The organism is Olleya sp. KJ81-1, assembly GCF_055808135.1.
Window position 1 is genome coordinate 1,449,663 of the sequence record NZ_CM147854.1, and the last position, 24,403, is coordinate 1,474,065.

Here is a 24,403-nt window from a genome sequence, read left to right on the forward strand (position 1 = left end):
AAAGAACTTAATACAATACTATAAAATGGCAGATTTAGAAAAAGACATCTTAAGAGGTGGTCAATTCTTAGTAAAAGAAACAAATTGTGATGATGTGTTTACTCCTGAAGATTTTTCAGAAGAACAAGCAATGATGAAAGATTCTGTAATGGAATTTAATGACCGTGAAATTATACCACATAAAGCACGTTTTGAAGCTAAAGACTATGCATTAACTGAAGAAGTAATGCGTAAAGCTGGAGACATGGGCTTTTTAAGTGTTGCTGTTCCTGAAGCTTATGGCGGAATGGGAATGGGATTTGTTTCTACAGTATTAACTTGTGATTATATTTCAAGTGGAACAGGTTCTTTTAGTACTGCTTTTGGTGCACATACAGGTATTGGTACTATGCCAATTACGTTATATGGTACAGAGGAGCAAAAACAAAAATACGTACCAAAATTAGCATCTGGAGAGTGGTTTGGAGCATATTGCTTAACTGAGCCTGGAGCTGGATCTGATGCAAATTCTGGTAAAACTACTGCTGAGCTTTCTGCAGATGGAAAATCATACAAAATTAACGGTCAAAAAATGTGGATCTCAAATGCAGGTTTCTGTAGTGTGATGATTGTTTTTGCTCGTATAGAAGATGATAAAAACATTACTGGATTTATTGTTGAATATGATGGTGAGAATCCTAACGGAATTACTTTAGGTGAAGAAGAACACAAATTAGGTATTCGTGCGTCTTCTACGCGTCAAGTATTTTTTAACGACACTGTAGTGCCTGCTGAAAATATGTTAGCTGGTCGTGGTGAAGGTTTTAAAATTGCAATGAATGCACTTAACGTTGGTCGTATTAAATTAGCTGCTGCTTGTTTAGATTCTCAAAGACGTATCTTATCTACAGCAGTAAATTATGCTACAGAACGTAAACAATTTAAAACACCTATTGCAGATTTTGGAGCAATTAAAGTAAAGTTAGCCGAAATGGCTGCAAGTGCTTATGCTGGTGAATCTGCTACTTATAGAGCTGCTAAAAATATTGAAGACAGAATCGCAATGCGTGAAGCTGCCGGAAATACACATCAAGAAGCAGAACTTAAAGGTGTTGAAGAATATGCAATTGAGTGTTCTATCTTAAAAGTTGCAGTATCTGAAGATGTACAAAATTGTGCAGATGAAGGAATCCAAATTTTTGGAGGAATGGGATTCTCTGAAGAAACGCCAATGGAGTCAGCTTGGAGAGATGCACGTATTGCACGTATTTATGAAGGAACTAACGAGATTAACAGAATGTTAGTTGTTGGTATGTTAGTTAAAAAGGCAATGAAAGGTCATGTTGACTTATTAGGTCCTGCTTCTAAAGTACAAGAAGAATTAATGGGAATACCATCTTTTGAAACGCCTGATTACTCTGAGTTATTTTCAGAAGAAAAAGAAATGATTAAAAAACTTAAGAAAACATTCTTAATGGTTGCAGGTGGTGCTGTTCAAAAATATGGTCCTCAATTAGAAGATCACCAACAATTATTAATTGCAGCTGCAGATATCTTAATTGAAATCTATATGGCAGAATCTGCAATTTTAAGAACAGAGAAAAACGTTAAACGTACTAGCGAAAAAGAGCAATCTGCTCAAATCGCAATGGCTAAATTATATTTATATCACGCTGTAGATATCGTTGAAGAAAAAGGAAAAGAAAGTATTATTTCTTTTGCTGAAGGAGACGAACAACGCATGATGTTAATGGGTCTTAAGCGTTTTACAAAATATGCTAACTATCCAGATATCGTAGATTTACGTATCGAGATTGCAGAAAAAGTAAAAGCAGAAGGAAAATACTGCTTCTAAAAATTAAGTTTTAGTTTTAATTACCCTAAAAAGCTGTTTTGTAATGAAACAGCTTTTTTTTGTTATTTAATTTAATAGTTAAAAAACACTACAATGTGAAGTGGTTTTTTATTTTTCATTAATTTAGAAGAAATTTTTATAGTAATGAAAAACACACTCTATCTAATACTTTTTTTTGTAATTTCTCCTTGTATATCAACTAAAGCCCAAGGCTTACTACAAGAAAAAAACAACTTTACTAGACAAGACACGCTTCGTGGTAGTATTACTCCAGAGCGCGAATGGTGGGATTTAACCTATTATCATTTAGATATTAAAGTTAATCCTGAAGACAAAACTATTGCTGGAACAAATACAATTCAGTATACCGTTTTAAAACCAAACCAAGTGTTACAAATTGATTTGCAGGAACCGTTAGTACTGACTAAAGTGACTCAAAACAATAAAGAACTAGAAATAAAACACGATGGAAACGCACACTTTGTAACGCTTAAAGACCAGCAAAATATAGGAGCAACAAATAGTGTTATAGCCTATTATGAAGGGAAACCTCGTGAAGCTGTTAGAGCGCCTTGGGATGGCGGAATTTCTTGGAAAAAAGACAAAAACGGAAATCATTTTATAGCCTCATCCTGTCAAGGACTTGGAGCAAGCGTTTGGTGGCCTAATAAAGACCACATGTATGACGAAGTTGATAGTATGGATATTAGCGTTACTATCCCAAAAGGGTTAATGAATGTGTCTAACGGAAGACTTAAAAATATTATTGAAAATAAAGATGAAACAATTACAACTAATTGGCATGTAGCAAACCCAATTAACAACTATGGTGTAAATATTAATATTGGTGATTATGCTAACTTTTCTGAAGTTTATAAAGGCGAAAAAGGTGATTTAGACATGAATTACTACGTCTTAAAAGACAACCTTGAAAAAGCAAAAACCCATTTTAAAGATGCACCAAAAATGATGAAAGCTTTTGAACATTGGTTTGGTCCTTATCCGTTTTACAAAGATAGTTTTAAATTGGTAGAAGTCCCTTATTTAGGTATGGAACACCAAAGTTCTGTAACTTACGGAAACAAATATATGAATGGCTATTTGGGTAGCGATTTATCCGGAAACAGGTTGGGGTTTAAAATTTGATTTTATCATCATTCATGAAGCTGGACACGAGTGGTTTGCTAACAATATTACTAATGTAGATATTGCAGATATGTGGATTCACGAAAGTTTTACTGCTTATTCTGAAAGCTTATTTTTAGATTATTATTACGGTAAACAAGCCTCATCAGAATACGTTATTGGCACAAGAAGAGGTATTCAAAATGATAGACCGTTAATTGGACATTATAATGTTAATAATGAAGGTTCTGGCGACATGTACTACAAAGGTGCAAACATGCTTCATACCATTCGTCAATTGGTTAAAGATGACGAAAAATGGAGACAAATATTACGTACTTTAAATTCAAAATTCTATCATCAAACCGTAACAACACAACAAATTGAAAACTGTTTAGCTGAAGAGTCTGGTTTGGATTTAAAAGGTATTTTCAATCAATATTTACGCACTGTTAATATTCCTGTTTTTGAATATCAAGTTCAAGGTAAAAAATTACACTACAAATGGACTAATATAGTTGATGACTTTATAATGCCAATTCAAATTGAAGTCAATGGTGTTAATCAATGGATTACACCTACAAAAAACAATCAAACGCTTAAATTAAAATCTAAAGATGCTAAAATAAAAGTGGATAGTAATTTTTATGTGAATGTAAAAGCGCTTTAAAAATGACTACTGATGAGTACTATTTTAAATCTGACACTGAATGGCGAGAATGGTTACACGTCAATCACGACAGCGATGATGGTATCTACCTCATCTTTTACAAAGTAGACCACAAAAACGAAAGTATGCGTTGGGAAGAAGCTGTAAAAGTAGCCTTGTGTTATGGTTGGATCGATAGTACAGTTAAAAGTTTAGGAGATGGAAAACGCAGGCAATACTTTTGCAAACGTAACCCTAAAAGTGTTTGGAGCGCACTTAACAAAAAACATATTAAAGATTTACTTGCAGAAGATTTAATGCATCCAAAAGGGTTAGAAATAATTAAAACAGGAAAGAAAAACGGAAGTTGGACAGCCTTAGATGACGTTGAAAAAGGCATCATTCCTGAAGCATTACAATTAGCCTTTAATGCAAACCCGAAAGCTTTTAAAAACTACAACAACTTTGCGCCTTCATACAGAAAAAGTTATTTGTATTGGCTAAACCAAGCCAAACGTGAGACTACAAAAGAAAAGAGAATTATAGAGATTATTAAATTTTGCGAAGCCAATATTAAGTCTAGAGATACGTGGTAATGACTAAATATTGAAAGGCTTTCACTTTTTTTCGACTTAATATAAAACCGCAACACAATGAATATTCAAAAAATAAATTTCACTAATGCAGAAGGTCAACAATTAGTTGGTCGTTTAGAACTGCCAATAAATCAACATCCTCATAATTTTGCCATTTTCGCACATTGCTTTACTTGTAATAAAAACTTATCTGCAGTAAAAAATATTTCTCGCGAATTAACAGCAAATGGCTTTGGAGTATTACGTTTTGATTTTACTGGTTTAGGCGAAAGTGAAGGCAATTTTGAAAACACCAATTTTTCAGGAAATGTAGACGATTTAATTAGTGCTTCTAATTATTTGAAAGAAAACTATACTGCTCCTTCCCTATTAATTGGACATTCCTTAGGTGGAGCTGCTGTTATATTTGCTGCCTCTACAATAGAATCTGTTAAAGCGGTTGCAACCATTGGAGCACCTTCTAATCCAAAACACGTCAAGCATTTAATACAAAGTAGTGTTGAAGAAATTAAGGCAACAGGAAAAGCAAATGTGAATATTGGAGGAAGACCATTTACAATTAAAAAACAATTTTTAGAAGATATTGAAACTAAGTCACTACCAGACGTTGCTAAAAATTTACGAAAAGCCTTATTAGTCATGCATTCGCCTCAAGACACAACCGTTGGTATTGAAAATGCTGAAGAAATTTATATTGCAGCAAGACATCCAAAAAGTTTTGTAACGCTAGATGGAGCGGATCATTTATTAATGAAAAAAGAGGATTCTGTTTACGTAGGAAGTGTAATTGCTACTTGGGCAAAACGCTACATTACCATACCTAAAACAGAAATAGTAAAAACAACACATCAAGCAGTTGCAAGTTTAGATGCAGAAGATGGTTTTACTACACAAATGACTGTAGGAAGTCATACTATGATGGCTGATGAGCCTACAAGTTTTGGTGGCAATAATTTTGGACCTTCACCATATGAATTTGTTTCTGCTGGATTATCTGCATGTACAGCAATGACTGTTCAAATGTATGTAAAACGAAAAGGTTGGGATTTACAAAATATTGAAGTGCACACTTCACATACTAAAGTATCCAAACAAGTTGTTGAAAATGGTGAGCAAAAAGAAATAAAAGTAGATACCTTTAACAGAGAAATTAAACTAAAAGGTAATTTAGACGAAAAACAAATACAACGTATTCTTCAAATTGCAGATAAATGTCCAGTGCATAAAACGTTACATAGCGATACAGAAGTGATTACCACACTGGTTTAAATAAAAAAGCGCATCATTAAAATGATGCGCTTTTTTATTGTTTTAAGTTTTAAAATTATAAACCACTAATAAAACTTCCGTAAGGATCTTTAAACTGAATCCCTTCAGTAAATCTGTGTTTACTTAATTGTTTATATTCCACTAAAGCCCAAAGCACAAACTCTTTTACAAAATAACTTTCTTGTTTTGTTAATTTTGGTTGGTGTTCTGCTAATAAATCATCTAAAGGAGAAACTGCATCTAATAGATTTTTATACTCCTTATCTCGTAAACCGTCTAATAGCTCAAAACCTTCAGAAGCATTGAAAAACCAAGAGACAATATCATCATAAGGACTTACATCTTCTTGTTTTTTTAATTTTTCTATCTTAGGGAAAAACTCAGGAAATAAACTTTTAACCGCTTCACCTATTAAGTTATAAGCCACTTGTGCAGCACCTTCTTGTTCACCTTCATAAACCAACTCAACTTTACCAGTAATAGCAGGAATAATTCCTAAAAAGTCTGATAATCTAATGGTTGTAGTATCATCTCCATTTTTTAAACCTCTAAGTTCTGCTGTACTTAATAAGTTTTCAAATGCGGTAATACTTAAGCGAGCACTTACGCCACTTTTTTCGTCAATAAAATCACTATCACGCGCTTCAAACACAATTTGTTCTAGTAAATCTTTTGCTAATTCTGGTACATGAATACTTTCTTTTTGGCGTCCATCAGATTTTGCTTCTTGTTGCGTAATGGTTTTTGCTGTCTCAATATCTGTTGGATAATGGGTTAAAATTTGTGATCCAATTCTATCTTTTAAAGGTGTTACAATACTTCCTCTATTAGTATAATCTTCAGGGTTTGCAGTAAAAATAAACTGCATATCTAAAGGTAGACGTAATTTAAATCCTCTAATCTGTATATCACCTTCTTGTAAAATATTAAATAAAGCCACTTGTATTCTAGCTTGTAAATCTGGCAATTCATTAATAACAAAAATGCAACGGTTTGCACGCGGAATCATACCATAATGTATTACTCTGTCATCTGCATAACTCAACTTTAAATTGGCTGCTTTTATTGGATCTACATCACCAATAATATCTGCAACAGTAACATCTGGAGTTGCTAATTTTTCAGCAAAACGCTCACTTCTGTGCATCCAAGTAATTGGTGTATTATCTCCTTTTTCGGCAATCAATTCTGTTGCAAAACGTGAGATTGGTTGTAATGGATCGTCATTAATCTCACTACCTTCAACCACAGGAATATACTCATCTAACAAATTAAGCATTAAACGAGCTAAACGGGTTTTGGCTTGACCACGTAATCCTAAAAAGTTAATATTGTGTCGTGATAAAATAGCACGTTCCAATTCTGGAATTACAGTGTTTTCGTAACCATGCACACCTTCAAAAACAGTTGTTTTACTTTTTATTTTTTCAATTAAATTATCTCTTAATTCATCTTTAATAGACTTGCTTTTGTATCCAGCTTTTTTTAATTCGCCTAAAGTTTTTATATTTTTTATTTCCATAGTTCTTTTCTATTCTGTTTTAACTCCTCTTTCTTTTAAATTTCTTTAATGAAATTTAAAATTCATTCTCCTCTTAAAATAAGAGGAGAGCTGCTTCATATTTAGCAGCTAATTAATTATCCTTTAATTCTTTTTTTCTGTTTGTTTCGTAATCTTCAAAAATCATTTCACCTAGTCCTTTTAAGCCTGTGTAAAACGCTTTTCCTTGATTGGCATGCGTAAATTCTTCTACAAATTGCATTAGATAAGGATCTTGAGCAATCATAAAAGTAGTGATAGGAATATGCAATTTTCTGGCTTGTTGTGCTTGCGCATAACACTTATTAGTAATGTATGGATTTAGACCATTACTATCTTTATAATAGGTTCCGTCTGGCAAACGCAAGCAACTTGGTTTACCATCTGTTATCATAAAAATTTGCTTGTTAGTATTACGTTTACGACGCAATAAATCCATTGCTAATTGTAGTCCAGCAACCGTATTTGTATGATATGGACCAACGTTTAAATAGGGTAAATCTTTAATTTTTATTGGCCAAGCATCGTTTCCAAAAACTAATATGTCTAAGGTATCTTTTGGGTAGCGTGTTGTAATTAATTCGGCTAAAGCCATCGCTACTTTTTTAGCAGGTGTTATCCTGTCCTCTCCATACAAAATCATACTGTGGCTAATGTCTATCATTAAAACCGTGCTCATTTGCGATTTGTGTGTGGTTTCTTCGACCACTAAATCGTCTTCGGTTAAATTAAAATCGCCAATTCCGTTATTAATTTGTGCGTTTCGCAAGCTTTCGGTCATCGAGACTTTATCCAAACTGTCGCCAAATTGGTAGTTTCTAAAATCGCCTGTATGCTCATCTCCTATTCCAACACCTTTACTTTTATGGTTTCCAGAACCACTACGTTTGATGTTTCCAAATATTTGATCCAATGCAGATTGTCTAATGGCACGCTCAGTCTTTGCTGTAATAGCATTCCCTTTGTTTCCGTCTGGTTTAATTTCTTCACGTATGTAACCTTTTTCTTTAAGATCTTCAATAAAATCGTCAATTGAATATTCTGGAGTGGTTAATTTATATTCTTTATCTAATTCGCGAAGCCAATCTATAGCTTCGTCAAAATCTCCAGAAGTATGCGTAATTAATTCTTTAAAAATATCAAAAAGCTTCTCAAAAGGGGATTGCGAAGGTGCTTCGTATGGTTTAAATACAAAGCCTTTTCTGTTGTAATTTTTGTTTTTCATGCAGTATAAAAATACGACATTTTAACATCAAAATAAACGTCTTAACAGCTTTTTAAGATTATGTTGTTTAACTTTAGGCAAACTAATCGACCAAAAATGAAAAAACTATCCTTTACCCTCTTATTACTCTTCTGTATTACAGCGTTTTCGCAAGAATTCTCTATGGATTTAGTTAAAAACATGAAACCAAGAAACATTGGTCCAGGCGGAATGTCTGGTCGTGTCACAGCAATAGATGCTGTTCACGCTAATCCAGGTATTATGTATGTTGGTACTGCTTCTGGTGGTTTATGGAAATCGACTTCTGGTGGTATAAATTGGGAACCTATTTTTGAAAAAGAAGTCACAGCATCTGTTGGTGCAGTTGCCATACAACAATCTAATCCAAGTGTGATTTGGGTAGGTACTGGAGAAGGTAATCCTAGAAATAGTTTAAATGGTGGTTATGGAATCTATAAATCTTTAGACGCAGGAAAATCATGGACACTTATGGGTTTAGAAAACACCAGACACATACATCGTGTGGTTATAGATCCTACAAACCCTAATATAGTGTATGCTGCTGCAATTGGTAGTCCATGGGGAGAACATCCAGAACGTGGTATTTTTAAAACTACAGATGGTGGAAAATCATGGAAAAAAATATTATTTGCCAATAACAAAACAGGAGCTGCAGACCTTGTTATGGATCCTACTAATCCAAACAAATTAATTGCTACACTTTGGGAGCATAAACGTGAGCCTTGGTTTTTTAAATCTGGAGGAACAGGTTCTGGATTACATATCACACACGATGGTGGAGAAAATTGGATTAAAGTAACAGAAAAAGAAGGCTTTCCTAAAGGAGAACTAGGTCGTATTGGTGTCGCAATAGCTGCTAATAAACCAAATATTATTTATGCTTTGGTTGAAGCAAAAAAGAATGCTCTTTACAGAAGTGATGATGGTGGGTTCAAATGGAAAAAAATAAACGAAAAAAGCGACATTGGAAACAGACCTTTTTATTATTCTGAAATATATGTTGATCCACAAAACGAAAACAGAGTATATTCAGTTTACACCTATATTAATGTTAGTGAAGATGGTGGTAAAAACTTTACACAGTTAATGCCTGCTTATGGTGCAAACAATGGAGTCCATCCTGACCATCATGCTTGGTGGATACATCCTACCAATGGTAATTTTATGATTGATGGTAATGATGGTGGATTAAATATTACTAAAGATGGTGGTAAAAACTGGCGTTTTGTTGGTAACCTTCCTGTTGCTCAATTTTACCATATTAATGTAGATAATGAATATCCATATAATGTGTATGGAGGTATGCAAGATAACGGATCATGGAGAGGTCCTGCTTATGTCTGGCGTGCACAAGGTATACGCAACAGCTATTGGCAAGAGATTAGTTTTGGAGATGGTTTTGATGTGGTACCTGATAAAGACGATTCGCGTTACGGTTGGACCATGAGTCAACAAGGCTCTGTTAGCAGATATGATTGGCAAACAGGTAATAATTATACTATACAACCAACACATCCAGATAAAGATGTTACCTTAAGATTTAATTGGAATAGCGCAATAAACATTGACCCTTTTAGCAATAATACTATTTATTTTGGAAGTCAGTTTGTACATAAATCTACAGACAAAGGATTAACATGGACAGTCATCTCACCTGATTTAACAACTAACGATCCTGAAAAATTAAAACAACATGAAAGTGGTGGCTTAACTATGGATGCTACAGGAGCAGAAAACCACTGTACTATTTTAGTAATAGAACCTTCTCCTGCAGAAAAAGATGTCTTTTGGGTTGGTACAGATGATGGTCGTGTGCATGTTACCACAAATGGAGGACAAAGCTATAACGACGTGTCAAATAATCTAAAAGGATTACCTAAAGGCAGTTGGATTGCACAAATAAAAGCTAGTAATAAAAATAAAGGTGAGGCTTTGCTTATCGCGAATGATTACAGACGTTTTAACTACACACCTTACGCTTATAAAACAACTAACTACGGTAAAACATGGCAGCGTATTGTAGACGAAAACGATGTTAAAAGTTACACCTTATCAATTATTGAAGATTTAGAAGAACCAAACTTACTATTTTTAGGTACAGATGATGGTTTATACGTATCTATAAACGCAGGTAATAATTGGACTAAATGGACGGAAGGCTTCCCTACTGTTTCTGTAAAAGACTTAGTAATCCATCCTAGAGAGCATGATTTAGTAATTGGGACTTTTGGACGTGCTGCTTGGGTTTTGGACGATATTAGACCATTACGTGCTATAGCAAAAAACAAACAAGTTATAGACAGTAAAATTACCCTATTCTCTCCTCCTATTGCATATCAAGCAGCTTACCAACAACCAACAGGAAGCCGATTTGGTGCAGATGCTATGTTTAATGGAGATAACAGAGGTCGTGGTGCACAATTTACGTATTTGGTTAATCCTGTAAAAGCTTCAAAAGAAGAGAAAAATGAAGACGATGATGATAAAGCAAATGATTCTGATGCTGATGACGATAAAAATGAAATTAAATGGGATTCTATTTCATTAAAAATATACAATGGAGATAAGTTAATCAGAACCTTAAAACGTAAAGTTCCAGAAGATAAAGGATTACATAAATGGACTTGGTATATGGACGAAAAAGGTGGCGACAGACCATCTAGAACTGTTAGAAAAAGCTCTAGAGAATCTGGAGGTGTCGATGTAAAACCAGGCAACTACAAAGCTATTTTAGAATATGGTGACCAAACATCAGAAACCATTATTACAGTAGCGTCAGATCCAAGACTAGATGTATCTACCAAAAATACAGATGCTGTATATGCTGCTTTAAAAGAGATTGAAAATATCCGTCAAATAGCTGCTGATGCCACTAAGCAATTAGCTGAAAATAAAAAGTTAGCTGAAAAATATAAAACGGAGTTAACGGATTTAGATAAAGAAAAATATAAAGATGAAATAAAAGCATCCAAAGACATAATTAAACAAATTGATGAATTATTAGATATTTACATTGGCAAACAAGATAAACGCCAAGGAATAACTAAAACTTTAGATGTTAGTGTAAATAACCGAATAGGTACTGCCTCTTGGTATATTGCAACAAGACAAAATGGTTTAACTAGTACAGAAACCACCTTATTACAACATGCTAAAGAAGATTTAAAATTAGCATTAGATAAAACCAATACCTTTTTTAACACCAACTTTAAACCCTATTATCAAAGCATTATTAAAATTAATATGACCAAAGGTATAGATGAAATTAAAACCTTTAGTTTAGATTAATTGTTTGTAAATTACAACAGTAAAATTATGTATCTAACATTATAATAATTACGAAAAAAATAAATTTTAAAATGAAAAAAATAACAAAATTAGTATTGGCATTATCTCTTGTTTTTGCTGTAAGTTGTAAGGACGACACTAAAAATTCTGATAGTAAAAAAGAAACAACTGAGTCTGTAGCAAAAACTGAAAAATTTGTTGTAAAACCAGAAGGAACAACAGTAAAATGGACTGCTTACAAAACGACTGAAAAAGTTCCTGTTGGTGGACAGTTTGTCACTTTAAATTTTGATGAAAAAGCAGGAGATTCTCCACAGGATGCATTAAACAATTTAAACTTTTCTATTCCAATTAGTGGTTTATTTACAGACAACGACGCAAGAGATTTAAAGTTAAAAACTTCATTTTTTGGAGAGATGTTAAATCCTGAATTTATAAAAGGAACGATTAAACATATAGATAACAAATACATTGCTTCTATTACCATGAATGGCGTTACTAACGACTTACCTTTAGAAGTAAAAATCACAGATGAAAGACGTGTAGCCATGTCTGCGACAATGCAATTAAAAGATTGGGATGCCTTAGGTGCTTTAAGTATTTTAAATAAAGTTTGTTTTGATTTACATAAAGGTGCAGATGGTGTTAGTAAAACATGGGAAGACGTTTCAATAGAAATCAACACTTTTTTAAGAAAAAACTAATAGTATTTTATTATATTAGTAAAAAAGCAGTTGGACAGAGCTACTTAACTTAAAAATCTAAATAAAATGAAAATGAAAAAAATATCATTACTACTATTAGTGTTAACTTTTGGAGTATTTATAAGCTGTAAAGAAGACAAAACACAACCTGAAACTGAAAAAACCGAAGCCGAAACTGCAAAAAAGGTTAAACTAAAATTAGAATCTAAAAGCGGAAGTAATGTTACAGGTAATGCTGTATTTACAGAAGAAGATGACCAAATTAAATTTACTGCAATGCTTAGTGGTTTAGAGCCAGGAATACACGCTATCCATATTCATGAAAAAGCAGATTGCTCTTCGGATGACGGAAAATCTACAGGTGGACACTGGAACCCAACAGGAGCACCTCACGGAAAATGGGGAAGTAAAGCTGGATACCATAAAGGCGACATCGGTAATTTACAAGCAGACGCTAATGGTCATGCTACAATAATGCTAAAAACAGATGAGTGGTGTATTGGATGTGGTGACGAGAACAAAGACATATTAGGTAAAGCAATAATTGTACATGCTGGTACAGATGACTTTACAACACAACCAACAGGAGATGCTGGTGGACGTGTAAGTTGTGGAGGGATCATTAAGTAATCCACAATAGCAATAGATTAAAAAAAATCGCTTTTAAGCGATTTTTTTATGTTTTTTATTATACTTTAGTTCAAGATATTTTTATATGGATATAGACAATTTAGTAGTACAATTTAAAAAGAAAGACGAAAAGGCTTTTGAAAAATTATACGATATGTACAAAGACAGTATGCATGGTGTAATTTATAATATAGTTAGAGATAATGACATTGCAGAAGAAATCATGCAAGATGTATTTATCAAAGCTTGGCATAAAGCCGATAGTTACGACGTTAAAAAAGGTCGTTTCTTTACTTGGTTAATAAATATTGCTAGAAATGCAGCAATAGATAAAACTAGGTCTAAGTCCTTTAAAAACTCGGGTAAAAACCTTAACTCTGATTTTTTCGTAGATATTATCCAGTCGCATGATAGTTTAGACGATAGTACTGATGCTATAGGCATCAAGAAATTTGTAGATAAATTAGCTAAAAAGTGCATTGAAGTGATTGAGCTATTATACTTTAAAGGGTTTACACAAAAAGAAGCCTCAGAAGAGTTAGACATGCCAATTGGGACGATTAAGACTAGGAATAGAAATTGTATAAAAGAATTAAGAGAAGCTGTACTATAATATGAACATTAACGACTATATAAACTCAGGAATATTAGAACTGTACGTTGCTGGACAGCTTTCTGAAAAAGAAAGTAGTGAAGTATATGATCTAATGTTGAAACATCCCGAAGTCCTAAAAGAAGTTTTAGAGATAGAGGCTGCTATAGTTAAATTAACTGCAAGTGTCTCTCCAAAAAAGGATATCGCTTTTAATACTATAAAAGGTAGATTAAACAACAATACAGATAGTAAAGTTATTAGTTTAAACAGACCTAAAACCAAATGGTTAAATTATTCTGGTTGGGCAGCTGCTGTTGTTTTAGCAGGTGGATTAATTTGGACAATAAATCAAAAATCTGATTTAGAAAACCAAATACAAACGGTTAATACTGAAAAAGACTTTTTAGAAATCCAAATGGAAACTTCTAAAACAGATTTAGCAGAAACTAAAAACTTATTAAATATAATTAGAGATAAGAGCATCATTAATATACCATTAGAAGGTCAAGCTGCAGCTCCTGGAGCTTTTGCTAATGTGTATTGGGACAAAAAAGATGATACCGTCTATTTAGACTTACAAGGTTTACCAGAGCCTCCAGAAGGTAAAGTATATCAAGTGTGGTCTTTGACATTAAATCCTTTAACACCAACTAGTTTAGGTACTATTGACGATTTTATACAAGACGACAATAAGATTTTTAAACTTAAAAATGCTAATCAATCACAAGCATTTGGTATAACATTAGAGCCAGCTGGAGGAAGTCCTTCTCCAACATTAGAGCAGTTATATACTTTAGGTGCTTTGGCATCCTTATAAGATTATAAAACCATAATTCACTTACAAAAAAGACACCTATTAGGTGTCTTTTTTTTGCTTTACTATATCAAACTAATTTATACAGTATCATGCACTTGAGCTTTTTTGTTATTTACAAAATAATAGCCATTGGCTTATAAATAATAATATAATGAAACATAAGTAAACAAATAGAAGCTTTTGTGATTTTAGATACCCAAAATAAGCGCCTAATTACAATGATTAAGTGATAAATCTATGTCTAAGTAACATTGCTTAAAGCTTATGCATCATCTATTGCTTTTAATAATGAATTGAGTAAACTTATACTCTAGTAGTTAGTAATAAATACTTCATAATACTTTAAACTAAAACGTCTATTTGTGTGAATTATAAACAGGATGAAAAAAGAAAGAGTTTGATAATAAATTATCAAACTCTTTCAAAACAAACTAACAAAAAACAAACCTTACTTTTTCATAGCATTTAAATTAATGTTAGTTGTGCAATTAATTGTTTCCCTTAAACTGATTGCAACTATACTTACGTAATTTTAATGAGTAAGGTTTTATTTATTTTTAAAACGTGTAACTTAATGTTGTTTTAAAGTTAAAAGGTGTTCCAGGTGTAAAGTGAATCTCTTCCACTGGATCAACTTCATTTTGCAATCTTGACTCAGTTAAAAATTGAGTTTCTTTCCAATCTGTATCCAATACATTTTCAATACTAACTCCTAATCTCCAGTGTTTATTAAAAGCATAGTTAACATTTAAATCTGTTACAAAATAGCCTTCTGCTTGCACACTATTATCTTCATTTGCAGGTCTATCATCTACGTATCTGTAGTTAATTCCTCCTGAAAAATTATTTAAATCTTTAAAAGACAAACCTCCTACCAATGTAAAATCTGGTGCTAAGGGTATATAATCGTTTCCGTTGTCTTCTTCCAAACTTCTTGCTCTGGTAAGTGTAGCATCTGTATTAAAGTAAATATTATCTGTTAATTGGTATCTAACTCCAAAATCTACTCCATAACGTTCAGATTTTCCGCTAGGCTCAATAATTCCTGCATCTCCAACGTAAACAAATTCTTCTTCAGAAAACAAATACCATAAAGCTGTATTAATGACTAACTTTTCTGTTGGTTTCCAAATGTTTCCTAAATCTAATCCATAAGCTTTTGGTAAAGCGTTATCTATTTCTTGATTTAAAACCACTCTAGAATCGTTTGAGTGAAATCCAATTCCGGATTTAACAAACCATTGCACATTATTATTTTGATTATACTCAATACTTAATTTTGGTAAAATAGCGACTTCACTATCAGTAAGGTTAGAGTATGTTGGACTTAATTGGTCTTGGTACTGAAACTTAATATATTCTAGACGTAAAGCTGGTGTAATTTTAACTTTACCTAAATCAATTTCAGCATTAAAAAAACCATATAAATTACGTTGATTAACATTACCCAATTGAATATTTTCTAAGGTTTGTTTTCTATTTAAAGTACGCGATAGCTCAATATCACTAACATCGTCATATCTTAAACCAACACCAGAATTATAAGTAATATCAAACGTATCGTAGTTTTTATTTTTTTGAACTGTGTATTAAATCCAAAAATATTACGCGCTTCTTTTTGCTTTATTTGATCTCCATTTATTGGGTCTTCTAAAAAGAAAGTGAAGTTAGAATATAACTCAAAATTGTAGTTAGAGTAAAAAGCATTAGTCTGCATAGACACGTCGTTATCTAATATTGTACTGTATTGCACATTAAGGTTAGTACGATTGGTGTTACCACCTTCTGTATCGTCCACAGCTCCAAAATTAGAAAGCGTTCCGTTATCCACTAATCGTTGAGGGATTTGACCTGAAGCATCCCATTGACTTGTAAAGTGACTAAGGGTTACTCCTATTTTAGAATCATTATTTAAATAAGCATTATACTTACTTACAATATTTAATCTATCAAAATTTTGAGGCGATTCAAAAGGTCCATCAGTCTCAATATACTCTACAGCTACATATGCATTCTGAGAGGATTTGTTTTCTAGAAGATTAAACATCCCTAAAGTTCTTAAAGAATTAAATTGACCTGCTGAAAAACTAATTAAGTTATCCTCTAACTTATCTTTTGTTTTAAAGTCTACAAATCCAGCAGTATTAAAATCACCATGATTTGCATAATATGGACCTTTACCAAAATTGATAGTGTTTATAGTTTCTGGGATTAAAAAATGTAAGTCACTATAGCCTTGACCATGTGCATGAGACACCATGTTTACTGGCATACCATCTACTGACAAACCAACATCTGTACCATGGTCGACATCAAAACCTCTTAAAAATATTTGTTCTGCTTTACCACCACCTGCATGTTGACCAATGATCAAACCTGGTACTTTTCTTAAAATTTCTTGTGATGAGTTAATTGGACTTGTTGCCAAATCTATTTTAATCATACTATTCATTACATCAATTGGCTCTGACAAAACTAACTCGTCTAAAACAAATGCTTTAGCCTCTAAATTTATTGTAAATGTATTGTCTAAAAGTGATTGCGTTAAAACAAGTGTTTTCTTTTGATAACCTAATAAACCAACCATTAGGCTATCACCTACTTTTGTTTTATTGATTACAAACTGTCCAAATTGATTGGTATGTGCGTGTTCTTTTGAGGTTTGATTATACACATAAGCAGTTTCTAAAGGTTGGTTATTATCCATAACATACCCTTTAACTGTTTGTGCATTTGCTGTTAAAACAACACCTAAAAATGCTAAATAAGTGATTATACTTTTCATTATCTAAATACTATAATTGGTTAACTACTTTGGTGGTTAATGGACCTAACTCATAACTACTTTCTTGTAATTCTTTTTTAAGTTCAGCTACTTCTTTTAATTTACCATTAGCTTTATATATTGCTGCAATATGGTATTGTGCTTCTGGCTCAAAAGTTTGTCCTAAAACGTGCTGCTCTGCTATTGTTAATGCTTTTTTAACGTCACCATTGTTATAATAACTCCAAGCTAATAGATCATAAGATAATGGCGTAGGTCTATTTTCTACTTCAATTTTAGCTAAAGTAATGGCTTTTTCGTTTTTAGTATCTGCTAATATTTTTGAAGAATACACATTATACATATCTCCATAATCCTTATTATCAACAGCTTCAAAATAACTAGATAAATACTTGTTTTTAGCGTCTATATTATTTTCATATTCTGCAATTTCTGCTTTAAACAATAAATAGTCTGGAGCATTATGTAATTGCGAGATAGCATCTAAAATACGGTTAGCTTCTGAAGCATTTTTTTCGTGAGAATATACAATCCAAGCAATTCCTTTTTTAGCATAAGCATCATCAGGATTTAAGGCTAAAGATTTTAAATAGTAGTTATACGATTTTTCTATTTGACCATCATGACCATAAAAATCGGCAAGATTAGTATAAGACCATTCCATTAAATTATCCAATTTAGAAGACTCTGCTTTTAACGTTGCACGCTCTAAATAATTAATTGCTGAAGCTAAGTCGCCTTTATAATCGCTCCATTTAGACAATCTGATTAGGTATCCAAAATCGTTTAAATCCTTAACGTCCTCTAGATAATTTTTGGCGATATCAAAATCTCCTAACTCCATATGTACATCAAAAAGCATTTTTTTAGTACCCTCTAGATTTTGACCGTTTTCTTCAGCTTTTTTAAGCAATTCTAAAGCTTGCTTAAATTTATGTTGTGAAATATAATTACGTGCTAAGGCTCTTAAATGTCCAGCCGAATTATATTGTGTTTGTTCATTTAATGTAATTAGTGATTGCTCTGCAGATTTTAAATGTTTGATGTTTCCTGTAGATTTAAACAATCGTGATTCTGCTCCTGCAATTTGAGATAAGTAAGAGAATTGATTTGGAGTAGCCTCTAATTTTTTAGTCCAGAAATTATAATCTGAAGTTGCATTAACAGTTTCTGTATTAGTTTGTAAAGTTAAAAACTGATTATAATCCTCTGGATTAGTAACTGTTTTTGTTTTTTCTGAACAACTAGTTGCCATAATTATAACAAGTAGCAGCATGTATAGTTTAGTGTTCATAATAGTGTTGTTTTATTGTTTTGTTTGTTTCAAAAGGGAATTGGCGAAAATAAAAAACCTAGAGTACTATTTACAATACTCTAGGTTAAATTTTAGTCTACCAAGGAGACGCTAAATAAGGGAAAGATGTAGAAAATGCTTTATCATTTGCATCTACATTATCATTAGATAGTGTTGGGTTTTCACTAAAATCCTCACCACCAAAGATTAATAATAATTCTACAGTAATAACATCATCTGCTAAAGTACGTCCTGTTAAAACATTTGTACCATCATAAAAAGTTGTTGTTCCGTCTAAAGACACATTAAGTACATCTGTTGCAAGTAAACCTGTAAAAGATGGTGCATCTAAACCTAATGCATTAGCATCTCCTGGGTTAGCATAAGCTGGACTTAATCCTGTTAAGTTAGTCTCAAACATACTTTGGAACGCTGCATTTTGGCTACTTGGCACTGTTGTGTTAAACATATCTTTAGATCCTGAAGACACAAATACTGTATTTACAGCAGGACGTCCCATTTGATCTTGTTGAGTGTAAACACCTGTAAAGTCAGGTCCAGAAGGTCCTGTTGGTCCTACTACAGCAGCATCGTCATCATTAGAGCAATTAAAGGCTACTAAGGTTACAAGAAGCACAGTAAATATATTTTTTAAATTTTTCATAATTTGTAAGTTTTAAAAGTTTGTTATTATTTAGACTTAGATTCTACCCAAGTATTAATTGTTCCTGATCCACCAATCATAGATTTTGGTACCTCAACTACAATTGACATTACATTAGTACCAGCAAATGTGTCTGTTCCTGGATTATTAAATCCTGAAGCTGTACCACCAATAATTGCTGTGTACTGATTAAAATCGAAGAAAAATGGGTCATCTCTTGGTCCTGCAAAAGCAGAAATTCCTGCAGTAGTTTGCACTATTGGAGACGTACCGTAAGATGTAATATCTACTATTGTTTGTGGTCCTGATCCAATAACTGTACTACTTAATCCTGTTGTACCTGGAGCAACTGGTCCAAAAAAGTACATTTTACCATCTCTTGGTAAAGCTTGAATTACTAAATCTTCAACATTGTCTCCAGTGTTGTCAATGTTAAATTCAATCATTACGTTTTCGTCAAAACTAGCACTTCCTGTTGCTGCTGGACTTAAAAGACCTTGTACATTGGCAACAAATACTAAGTTGTCTGTGTTTTCTCCCTGAAAAGCGTAAAAATCTGTGATATCACTTGTACCACCTTGTACAGCTGGAGCATCAATGTGATCCGCTGATAAGAAGAAGAAACTTGCTGCTGCAAATACACCTACTCCTAAAATAAATTTGAAATTTTTCATAATGTTTTTGAGATTTTTTGTTAATTATTATTTTTGGTTCTCGCAGACACTTACGCAACTTTTGTAATGTTGGTTTTATAAATTTTCTGTAAAAGAGAAAAAAGACATAAAATAATTTTAAAAAAGTATCTTTGGCACCATAATTAAATAGAACCATGAACCCATCTGCTTCAGGCTGGATTAAAAAACTTATAAACGAGCTAAAACCTCATGAGCTCTTTAAAGACAACGACTTAGAAGTGTATTACAGACACTTTAGAGACTGTGGTTTTATATACGGAAGTAATGTAACAGTTGTAAATAATTGGACTAAAAATAAAGATTATAGTTCTGACGAAATTTGTAAAATAAATTTGGTTATTGCCTTATTAATTACCTACACTAACCACAATACGACCAACGATTTTTATACCGAAGTTGCTAATTTTTACAATACTATTAATAAAGAAAGAATCTCTTTTTTACAAGGAATTATTGGATCTAAGGATGTAAAAGATCAAGCAGAACGTATTATAAATAAACGCGTACAAATAGATGATAATCTAATAGACAAAAGTTTTAATTACTTTATAACTAATGCCTTATTATTTGTAGACGTATTGGCTTTTAGAACCTATTTAAAAACTGGAAAAGTTGATGATGATGTTATTAAACAATATGAAGCGATTATAGAAAGTATTGTTTTAAACACTTTAAATAGTAAAAAAGTAAAATCCGATTACGACAAAAGTTTAATTAATTTGTTTGAGCAGTCTTTGCGTTATCAACGCGATAGTGTCTTACTTTATAGTGAAGCTACAAACTTAGTAGATACCAATTTATTTGCACGCTACTGTTTGGATCTAGCTGCTATGGCTACGTGGACTGATGCCAAATTAGATAATGAGGAAGAATCTTTTTTAAATACTTTAGGTGAAAAACTTAATTTAACGCAACATCAAACTAATGAAGCTTCAAAAACTATTGAGGACTTTTATAAAAATTACAGAGAAAAAGTACCACTTTTAGGCTCTAAAAACATTGTAAAAACGTTTTATGATAACTCTACCAATATGGTATTAAAGTTAATTAAACGAAACAGTAAAAAACTAACACAAGAGCTTTTAGAAAGTAAAGAATTACTAATTTTACTAACACAGTCTACAGTAAGAGATTTGACTAAGGACGAACAAAAAAAAGTACAAGATCAACTTTTAGATGTTTTTAAATCTATACCAAGTCTAGCCATTTTTATATTACCTGGTGGTGCACTACTGTTGCCTTTAGTCGTTAAATTTATCCCTAAATTACTACCAAGCGCTTTTGATGATAATAGGATTGAAGACGAAGAAGAGTAACCACTACTCCAACCATTCTTTAAAATCCTTTACACGCTCTCTGGCTACAATAACCTCATCTTCATTATAGTGATTAAGTTTAATTTGTAAACGCGAGTTGGTGTAGCTAATAATGTCTTTAATAGCATTAATATTTATAAAAAACTTTCGGTTTGTCCTAAAAAAGGTCTCAGGTTCTAATTCGTTTTCTAATGCCTCAAGGGTTGTATCTAAAAGGTAATTTCGACCTTCAGTGGTGTATAAATAGGTTCCTTTGTTTTCGCTGTAAAAGCATTCGACATCATCAATGTTTACCAATTTTAAATGTTGTCCTACTTTAACAGAAAATCGTTTTTTGTAAACCCTATCAATTGGATTAACCAATAGTTTTTTGATATCCTCAAAGTCTAAGGCGATATTAGTTTTCTGCGGAAGCCTAGTTTTATATTTTGCAACAGCAGTTTCTAAATCCTCATCATCAATAGGTTTTAATAAGTAATCAATACTGTTTAATTTAAACGCTTGCAAAGCATACTCGTCATAAGCAGTTGTAAAAATAATAGCCGACTTTACCTCAACTTGATCAAAGATTTCAAAAGACAACCCATCGCTAAGCTGTATGTCCAAAAATATTAAATCAGGATGTGCATTGGTATTAAACCATTGGATCGATTCTTCTACGGAATGCAACATCGTTTCGGTAGTAATATCAATACTTTCTAGCATACGTTTTAAACGTCTTGCAGATGGTTTTTCATCTTCTATAATTATCACTTTCATTGGTACTATAATTTGGTTGGTTAGTTGATATTAAGTGTTGTTTATTGACTAATAATTGGTTATTCCCAACGTTTATTTTCTTTTTCTTTGTTCATATACTTTTCAATTTTACGTTGTTCCCAGTTTTTACCAAACAAATAATCTGTACCAAAAACACCTAAAAAATGAAATATTAAACCAATTCCCCAAAATATTGGAGTAGACCAAACTGCCATACTTAAAAACGGTTGCCCAGATTGCTTATATATTAGTAACATTATAAAAATATTAACCACAATGTAGATTGCAAAATGCCAATAAAATCCAACTATTTTTTCTACTTTTTTCTTTGCTCTTAAGTAAGCTTCTTCCTTTTCATATCTAGCCTGTTGGTTTTCTTCTAGATACGTATCAATATCATTTTTCATTGTAATATATTTTAGTTCCAACGTTGTTGGTTATCTTCTTCCATAAACTTTTTAATCTTTTTGTCTTCCCAAGATTTACCTAACACACCATCGTTTACAAAGACTTTATAGGCATGAAATGATAGTCCAACTGCCCAACCAAACATTGGAAAGAAAAACCATTTGTAGTCCCAACTGGTTTTATAGTTTATAAATATTAAAAACGGGATGACTATACAATATGAAATTAGGTTGTAATAAAATTCTTTTAACTCTTCCACATGTTTACGTGCTCTTACATATGAGTCGTCTAATTGTTGTTTTGGTATTGGTTTCATAACTGATACTTCTTTACTTAGCATAGGTATTGCCACTATAAAGCTAGCTGTATTCTGGCTAATACTTACGCGTTTATTGGTTAATAATTGGTAGCGTTGTTTGATGTTTTCTAATCCAACACCACTACTCTTTTTTACTATTTGTTTAGGTTGTAAATTGTTTTCTACAACTAGGTTTTGATCGGTTTCATAAATTTTAATATGCAACGGTTTACTACTAGTTACAATATTATGTTTTACTGCATTTTCTAGCAATAACTGCAATGCTAGTGGTACGACTTTACTTTCTGGATCCTTAGCTTGATCTGGTATATCAAAAATAATACTGTCTTCAAATCGCATTTTAAGCAAGGACATATAGGTTTTAGCAAATTGCAACTCTTCATCAACGGTTACTAATTCTTTGTTTTTTTGCTCTAAAACGTAACGGTAAACTTTAGATAAACTAGTGGTAAACTTTTGAGCGCTATTTGGGTTTTCTTCAATTAAACTAGTTAATACATTTAAGCTATTAAACAAAAAATGAGGATCCAATTGGTTTTTTAATGCATCAAACTTTGCACTTGCAGTACCTGCAATTACTTTTTGTTCTTTTACTTTATTTTCTTGCAAATGCTTTAAGTAAAAAAAGATGTAATATCCTGCAGTTACTGTAATTGCTATGGTTAACGAAAACCAATAATATACTAACTTATCCTCGTATAAAAAGTCCATTACTGACTGACCATAGATGACCACTTTTATAAACAATCTTAAAAAGAAAATGGCAACAACAGATATAACTACAGACGCTAAAGCTGCTAGAATTAAGTTTTTAATTTTAAACAGATTTGCTTTATGCTTTTGCAACATATACGTTACAAAATAAGCGTTAGACAAGTGCAACACAACAGCATACATTTGATTGTAAACAAAATCTAGTAGCAACTCTTGATTGGCTTGTATTGTATAACCGTTTAGATACATTATCACGATTCTAACCAAAAACACAAGCACACCTACTATAAATGCTTTACCTATTTCTTTAAAAAATTTTGACATTATTATTCGTTACAGTCTTTAGTTAATTGTTCTGCACGCTCTTGTCCCCAATTTGGATCAAACGCAGTTTCTGGTTTAAAGTTAGCAAAAAGTTGCAGAGATTTTTCTATTTGCTCACAAAATGGCTTAGTATCTTTTCCAAAATATTTGGCAGTTCCCATATCCCATTCTGCCTTACTTAACATAACTCTTGGATTATCAGGAGCTAATTTATATGCTTGTGCGTACAATGTGTTTATTTTACCAGATAAGGTCATTCCATAAGTTGCACCATCACTTACTACATAAACCATATGCAACATGGCTTGCAATACCATTATTTCGGGATTATCTTTAGATATTGCGTTGGCATCATCCACAAAACCCTGTGCTTTTTTTAACTGAGCCTCTAAAACATCCTTTTGCTTTAGTTTAGAAAATCCATCCAATATTAATACTTGTGCTGCGTAATAGGATGGTAACCAATTGTCTGTTTCAGCAGTTGCAATGCGCTCAAACATATTTGAGGCTTGTGCGATTTCACCTTGTTTCCAAAAGTCAAATGCTTTATTCATTCCGCTTTCATAACTGGTTTGTGCTTGTAGCATACTTGATACTAATAATGCGATAATAATGGCTAGTTTATACATTTTAAAGTGTTTTATTGTTACAGGACAAATATCTTGTATAAACCCATCTTTTAAAAAAGGGAATCACCCAACTGTTATATTTTTAGGCTGAATTGTAATGGGTGTAATTTACATAGTTCTACGTATTTTATATAATAGCTTATAGGTGTAAGTTTATACTTTAAGATAAGATTAAATGAGGTTACGGTTTCCCGTAATCTTTT

20 protein-coding genes and 1 pseudogene are annotated in these 24,403 nt (G+C 32.3%); 10 read left to right on the forward strand and 11 right to left on the reverse strand.

The window, feature by feature from the left end; genetic code table 11:
* The first annotated feature begins 25 nt into the window (after positions 1–25).
* The 4 genes and pseudogenes from AC0L3M_RS06865 to AC0L3M_RS06880 all read left to right on the forward strand — a co-directional run bounded on the left by AC0L3M_RS06865 (position 26) and on the right by AC0L3M_RS06880 (position 5,473).
* Entirely contained in the window at positions 26–1,834 is a 1,809-nt protein-coding gene (locus AC0L3M_RS06865; RefSeq protein WP_473432314.1) for an acyl-CoA dehydrogenase family protein, read from the forward strand.
* A 144-nt stretch (positions 1,835–1,978) separates the two neighbouring features.
* Positions 1,979–3,629 (forward strand): annotated as a pseudogene (locus tag AC0L3M_RS06870) (M1 family metallopeptidase).
* Between the two features lie 2 nt (positions 3,630–3,631).
* Positions 3,632–4,204 carry a YdeI/OmpD-associated family protein gene (locus AC0L3M_RS06875; protein ID WP_473432315.1) on the forward strand — a complete coding sequence of 191 codons (573 nt, stop codon included), beginning with the start codon at positions 3,632–3,634 and terminating at the stop codon, positions 4,202–4,204.
* Positions 4,205–4,261: 57 nt separating this feature from the next.
* Positions 4,262–5,473 carry a bifunctional alpha/beta hydrolase/OsmC family protein gene (locus AC0L3M_RS06880; RefSeq protein ID WP_473432316.1) on the forward strand — a complete coding sequence of 404 codons (1,212 nt, stop codon included), beginning with the start codon at positions 4,262–4,264 and terminating at the stop codon, positions 5,471–5,473.
* A 55-nt stretch (positions 5,474–5,528) separates the two neighbouring features.
* Here the strand turns inward: AC0L3M_RS06880 and AC0L3M_RS06885 are convergent, their stop codons facing one another.
* Together AC0L3M_RS06885 and AC0L3M_RS06890 are read right to left on the reverse strand one after the other, a co-directional pair.
* A complete protein-coding gene (locus AC0L3M_RS06885; RefSeq protein WP_473432317.1) occupies positions 5,529–6,995 on the reverse strand; it encodes a MoxR family ATPase in 1,467 nt (488 codons plus the stop codon).
* A 112-nt stretch (positions 6,996–7,107) separates the two neighbouring features.
* The gene (locus tag AC0L3M_RS06890) at positions 7,108–8,238 is read right to left on the reverse strand and encodes a vWA domain-containing protein (protein WP_473432318.1); all 1,131 of its coding nucleotides are present in this window, start codon (positions 8,236–8,238) and stop codon (positions 7,108–7,110) included.
* Between the two features lie 96 nt (positions 8,239–8,334).
* Here AC0L3M_RS06890 and AC0L3M_RS06895 point away from each other — a divergent pair, with 96 nt between their 5' ends.
* From AC0L3M_RS06895 to AC0L3M_RS06915, 5 genes are all read left to right on the forward strand, one after another.
* Positions 8,335–11,547, forward strand: coding sequence for a VPS10 domain-containing protein (locus tag AC0L3M_RS06895; RefSeq protein WP_473432319.1), 3,213 nt, complete (start codon positions 8,335–8,337; stop codon positions 11,545–11,547).
* A gap of 71 nt (positions 11,548–11,618) precedes the next feature.
* Positions 11,619–12,251, forward strand: a complete 633-nt coding sequence (locus AC0L3M_RS06900; RefSeq protein ID WP_292946445.1) for a YceI family protein — start codon at positions 11,619–11,621, stop codon at positions 12,249–12,251.
* 72 nt (positions 12,252–12,323) lie between these two features.
* On the forward strand, positions 12,324–12,881 hold the full coding sequence (locus AC0L3M_RS06905; protein WP_292946442.1) for a superoxide dismutase family protein: 558 nt from the start codon (positions 12,324–12,326) through the stop codon (positions 12,879–12,881).
* 85 nt (positions 12,882–12,966) lie between these two features.
* A complete protein-coding gene (locus AC0L3M_RS06910; protein ID WP_292946439.1) occupies positions 12,967–13,494 on the forward strand; it encodes an RNA polymerase sigma factor in 528 nt (175 codons plus the stop codon).
* Position 13,495: 1 nt separating this feature from the next.
* Complete coding sequence (locus AC0L3M_RS06915; protein ID WP_473432320.1) at positions 13,496–14,293, forward strand: anti-sigma factor; 798 nt, start codon at positions 13,496–13,498, stop codon at positions 14,291–14,293.
* A 557-nt stretch (positions 14,294–14,850) separates the two neighbouring features.
* On the opposite strand, the gene AC0L3M_RS06920 is transcribed toward AC0L3M_RS06915, so the two are convergent.
* The 5 genes from AC0L3M_RS06920 to AC0L3M_RS06940 form a co-directional block, all read right to left on the reverse strand.
* Positions 14,851–15,843 carry a TonB-dependent receptor domain-containing protein gene (locus AC0L3M_RS06920; protein WP_473432482.1) on the reverse strand — a complete coding sequence of 331 codons (993 nt, stop codon included), beginning with the start codon at positions 15,841–15,843 and terminating at the stop codon, positions 14,851–14,853.
* Positions 15,816–17,078, reverse strand: coding sequence for a TonB-dependent receptor plug domain-containing protein (locus tag AC0L3M_RS06925; protein WP_473432321.1), 1,263 nt, complete (start codon positions 17,076–17,078; stop codon positions 15,816–15,818). The genes AC0L3M_RS06920 and AC0L3M_RS06925 overlap by 28 nt, the downstream gene beginning before the upstream one ends.
* 10 nt (positions 17,079–17,088) lie before the next feature.
* On the reverse strand, positions 17,089–18,372 hold the full coding sequence (locus AC0L3M_RS06930) for a tetratricopeptide repeat protein (RefSeq protein ID WP_473432322.1): 1,284 nt from the start codon (positions 18,370–18,372) through the stop codon (positions 17,089–17,091).
* Between the two features lie 97 nt (positions 18,373–18,469).
* Entirely contained in the window at positions 18,470–19,036 is a 567-nt protein-coding gene (locus tag AC0L3M_RS06935) for a DUF4331 family protein (RefSeq protein WP_145002223.1), read from the reverse strand.
* Positions 19,037–19,062: 26 nt separating this feature from the next.
* On the reverse strand, positions 19,063–19,710 hold the full coding sequence (locus AC0L3M_RS06940; RefSeq protein ID WP_292946424.1) for a DUF4331 family protein: 648 nt from the start codon (positions 19,708–19,710) through the stop codon (positions 19,063–19,065).
* A 155-nt stretch (positions 19,711–19,865) separates the two neighbouring features.
* Here AC0L3M_RS06940 and AC0L3M_RS06945 point away from each other — a divergent pair, with 155 nt between their 5' ends.
* Entirely contained in the window at positions 19,866–21,047 is a 1,182-nt protein-coding gene (locus tag AC0L3M_RS06945) for an LETM1-related biofilm-associated protein (protein ID WP_473432323.1), read from the forward strand.
* Between the two features lie 3 nt (positions 21,048–21,050).
* On the opposite strand, the gene AC0L3M_RS06950 is transcribed toward AC0L3M_RS06945, so the two are convergent.
* Genes AC0L3M_RS06950 through AC0L3M_RS06965 form a run of 4 tightly spaced genes read right to left on the reverse strand, consistent with a single transcriptional unit; the run spans position 21,051 to position 24,200 of the window.
* On the reverse strand, positions 21,051–21,806 hold the full coding sequence (locus AC0L3M_RS06950) for a LytR/AlgR family response regulator transcription factor (protein WP_473432324.1): 756 nt from the start codon (positions 21,804–21,806) through the stop codon (positions 21,051–21,053).
* A gap of 59 nt (positions 21,807–21,865) precedes the next feature.
* The gene (locus AC0L3M_RS06955; RefSeq protein WP_028281701.1) at positions 21,866–22,213 is read right to left on the reverse strand and encodes a 2TM domain-containing protein; all 348 of its coding nucleotides are present in this window, start codon (positions 22,211–22,213) and stop codon (positions 21,866–21,868) included.
* Positions 22,214–22,224: 11 nt separating this feature from the next.
* On the reverse strand, positions 22,225–23,571 hold the full coding sequence (locus tag AC0L3M_RS06960) for a 2TM domain-containing protein (RefSeq protein WP_473432325.1): 1,347 nt from the start codon (positions 23,569–23,571) through the stop codon (positions 22,225–22,227).
* A 2-nt stretch (positions 23,572–23,573) separates the two neighbouring features.
* Positions 23,574–24,200, reverse strand: a complete 627-nt coding sequence (locus AC0L3M_RS06965; RefSeq protein ID WP_292946406.1) for a hypothetical protein — start codon at positions 24,198–24,200, stop codon at positions 23,574–23,576.
* Between the last annotated feature and the right edge of the window lie 203 nt (positions 24,201–24,403).